Source organism: Aetokthonos hydrillicola CCALA 1050, from assembly GCF_017591665.1.
Classification (GTDB): Bacteria; Cyanobacteriota; Cyanobacteriia; order Cyanobacteriales; family Nostocaceae; genus Aetokthonos; species Aetokthonos hydrillicola.
Genome location: NZ_JAAKGC010000214.1, coordinates 2,583 through 4,468, shown reverse-complemented (window position 1 = coordinate 4,468; position 1,886 = coordinate 2,583). Strand labels below are relative to the sequence as shown.

The window sequence follows — 1,886 nt, the reverse complement described above, 5'->3', positions numbered from 1 at the left end:
AGGTATCTGCTCTGTCATCGCTCGCCGGTACTGATATTCTATATTTGTTCCCACTGAAGCAGGCCATTCCTCCCAAAGAGTTTTCCCAATTACCTCACTACGAAGCTTCTTATTGATTTGTTCTGCTGTTGGATTCATGTAAATGATACGCCAATTATTGTCAAGAGCGACAAAAGCATTGGTCATACTTTCCAACGTTTGACGCAACCTTTCATAAGCTCTTTCAGCCTCCTGTTGAGCTGTTTGGGCGGCTAAGCGTAGCGCTTGCTCCCGAATGGCTGCTTCTTGGCGCATCTGTGCCATTTTCAAATTAGCTTCTACACGAGCCAACAATTCACGAGCAGAGAAGGGTTTGATCAAGTAATCATCAGCTCCAGCTTCAAGTCCTTCAATGCGTGACTCTTCACCAGCACGAGCAGATAATAGAATAATGGGGAGATTTTGCGTTTGTGGATCGCTTCGTAGTTCTCGTAATAGACTAAAGCCATCTAACTTGGGCATCATTACATCAGTTAAAACCAAGTCAGGAATACCCTGCCGAATTGTTGCAATAGCTGCCATTCCGTCTTCTACAGCTTCGACTTCATAGCGTTGACTCAATAGCCGATAAAGATAATCCCGCATATCTGCATTATCGTCCACTACTAAAATGCGGGCTGAATCGGGAGGAAGCGCAGAGGGGCGGAGTGGCAGGGGAGCCAGCGTCGTGGAAGGTGAATCTTGTGTAATGAGCTTGCCGAAGTGAGGGTTTACCGGCGTAGGCGACTGATCAACCCGTAAGGGTTTCCCCGACTTGGGGCGACTTGCATGAACAGAGGAGAATTCTTGCTCCTCTGCTCCCTTGCTCCCCTGCTCCTCTGCTTCCTTGGGTAGCCAACGAGATGCCTCTTCAATGTAGGATATTGAACTCATAGCAATGGATGCAAGCGCGCGAGATCCGCCAACACGCTCAGGTGGTAAATGCTCACAACCGACCGGAAGTGATATCGTAAAGCAACTACCTTCACCTAACGCACTTATGACATTCACACTACCGCCATGAAGTTTGACTAATTCGTATACGAGCGATAAACCAATACCTGATCCTTCAAAACTTCGACCTTGAGCGCCTTTAACGCGATGAAACCTTTCAAACAAATGGGGAATTTCATCAGCAGGAATACCAATACCTGTATCAGCAATGCATAGTTCGACATACTGCTTACAGTACCGTAATGTAACCGTAATTGTTCCAGTAAACGTAAACTTGAATGCGTTAGATAATAAGTTTAGAATAATCTTTTCCCACATTTCGCAGTCCACGTAGATTGCTTCCGGTAAGGGAGGACAATCTACAACTAAATTCATTCCAGCACGTTCAATTAAAGAGCGGAATGTACTGGCAAGTTCTGCGGTAAACTTTGCTAAATCTGTTGCTTCGTAGTTTGCTTGAATTCTTCCCGCTTGAATTCGAGAAAAATCTAACAGGGTGTTCACCAATTTAAGCAGACGCAACCCATTGCGTTGAACAATCTCAATACGATCGCGCTGGATTGGCGGTAATAAGTTTTGCTCATCGGTTAAAGCATCCTCCGTTGGACCTAGCATTAAGGTTAACGGAGTACGGAATTCGTGGGAAACATTACTAAAGAACACAGTTTTAGCGCGATCCAGTTCGGCTAATGCTTCGGCTCGTTTGCGTTCTGCTTCGTAAGCACGAGCGTCCGCGATCGCATTAGAAATCTGTCCAGCTACTAAGTCAAAAAAACCCTAATATTGTTGGTAAAATCCCTTTTAGGAATGAACCCAACCCACCAAAAATCGTTCTCACCTTTTTTTTCTAAAGCCGTGAGAGGGAAGCCCCAAGGCAGAGGTGGGGATTCCGGGCCAGGAACCACCCGGAAGGA

Annotated in this window: 1 protein-coding gene; it reads right to left on the bottom strand. The window is 45.9% G+C overall.

Going from position 1 to position 1,886, the window contains the following annotated elements; translation table 11 throughout:
- Positions 1 to 1,587 (bottom strand): ATP-binding response regulator (locus tag G4P69_RS35720; RefSeq protein WP_243903155.1); only part of this gene is annotated, 1,587 nt, incomplete at its 3' end.
- Between the last annotated feature and the right edge of the window lie 299 nt (positions 1,588 to 1,886).